The sequence below is a fragment of the Mesotoga sp. UBA5847 genome (assembly GCF_002432735.1).
Classification (GTDB): domain Bacteria; phylum Thermotogota; class Thermotogae; order Petrotogales; family Kosmotogaceae; genus Mesotoga.
In genome coordinates this window covers 1-1,772 of the sequence record NZ_DJGL01000013.1, presented here as the reverse complement: position 1 = coordinate 1,772, position 1,772 = coordinate 1, and the positions used below count along the sequence as shown (strand labels likewise).

Annotated in this window: 2 protein-coding genes; both read left to right on the top strand. The window is 46.1% G+C overall.

The annotated features are described in order from the left end of the window. A partial coding sequence (locus B3K91_RS01255) for a PAS domain-containing sensor histidine kinase (RefSeq protein WP_292593868.1) occupies positions 1–1,232 on the top strand: 1,232 nt, incomplete at its 5' end. Continuing rightward, positions 1,229–1,669, top strand: coding sequence for a response regulator (locus tag B3K91_RS01250; protein WP_102819123.1), 441 nt, complete (start codon positions 1,229–1,231; stop codon positions 1,667–1,669). The genes B3K91_RS01255 and B3K91_RS01250, both read left to right, overlap by 4 nt. Positions 1,670–1,772 lie beyond the last annotated feature (103 nt).

The following is a 1,772-nucleotide window of genomic DNA, read 5'->3' as shown; positions in this document are numbered from 1 at the left end:
TCAGAAAGGATGGCAGTGAAGTTGTGGTGAAGTTATTCAGTGCTCCGATAAGGAATGACAAGGGAGATCTCGAGGGAATGCTTGGAATCCTTGAAGACGTAACCGCACAGCAAAAAGCAGAAGCCGCTCTCAAGGAAAGTGAACTCCGTTTCAGAAGGCTGTACATGAACATGAATGCTGGCATTGCCATATACAAGGTTACTAACTCAGGAGAAGATGTGGTATTTCTCGATATGAACCCCGCCGGATGCAAGATAACCGGGGTCACGAAAGAAGAGATCCTTGGAAGAAGTGTGCGGGGGGTCTTCCCGAAAGTAGTTGAACTCGGGTTGTATGACACGATGATTGAGGTTTGGAAGACCGGACGCTCCAAGCATCATCCAGTAATGAACTACCGTGACGGTAAACTGGATCTAAAAGTTGAGAACTTCGTTTACCGTAACAGGCCGGATGAAATAGTTGCTGTGTTTGAAGATGTGACGAAGCGCGAGTTAACACTTCAAGAACTTGAACGGAGAGTTTGGTACAGAACGAAAGAGCTTGAGGAGGTAAACAAGGAGCTTGAGGCCTTTACTTACTCAATGGCCCATGATCTGAAAGCTCACCTGAGAGCAATTAATGGCTTTTCTAAGATAATCTCGGATCGTTACTCGGAACTTATTCCTGAAGAAGGCACTCGCTATCTGGGGTTCATACTAAAGGCCGGGGAGGATATGTCGGAGCTGATAACGGGCCTTCTCGAGTACTCAAAAGTAGGTAGATCTCCCCTTAACCTAGAGATCCATTCTTTGAAGGAAATAGTTGATGAATGCGTTTCTACACTGTCAAGTAGAATTGAAGAGGAGTATGCTTCGGTGCAGACCGCCTCTGAGATGCCAAATGTCTATGTAGATCGCACGCTAATGAAAAGGGCGATTATCAACCTTCTTCAGAACTCCTTGACATATCACAAACCAGAAGAACGGGCCGCAGTGAAAATATACTCTGAAAGAAGAGGAGAATGGGTACACCTGATTGTTGAAGATAATGGAATAGGAATAAGTCAGAAATTCCATAAGAGGATCTTCAACATATTCCAGAGGCTCTATTCTAGCGAAGACTTCCCGGGAAGCGGTATAGGTCTGGCTATTGTGAAGAAGTCGATCACTTTGATGGGTGGGGACGTTTCTGTGCAATCAGTGCCGGGAGAAGGAGCAAAGTTCATAGTGAAGATTAAGGAGGCCAGGCTTTGAAAGAAGCTTTGATACTGCTTGTCCAGGATAACCAGATGGACGTCGAACTGACACTTGACTCCTTCAGACAGGTAGGACTTACGAACCGAGTCGAGATTGTAAAGAGCGGTGAAATGGCTCTCGACTATGTGTTTGGCAGAGGGCGATACGAAGATAGAGAGGCATTCCCTGTGCCTGATCTTGTCTTGCTGGATCTCAAATTACCCGGGATTTCTGGACATGAAGTTCTTCACGAAATAAAGCATTCCGAACTCACAAGAAGGATCCCTGTCGTCGTCCTTACATCTTCTCGTGAAGAAAGAGACAGGGCAATTTGCTATGACTGCGGAGTGAACTCCTATCTTGTCAAACCGATCGATTTTGACGAATTCCTGATCGTTGCGAAAGCTATTGGAGATTACTGGCTGACGATCAATGTCGGTCCTCCAGAAGCATAAGGGCCATGAAGGTACGCGGCGGGTTGAGTATTGGAAAAGAGTGAGAGTTCTTCGTTCCAGAGCGAGTACCTGTTCTTCGTAAAGAACGGTTCTTCGTTCCGAC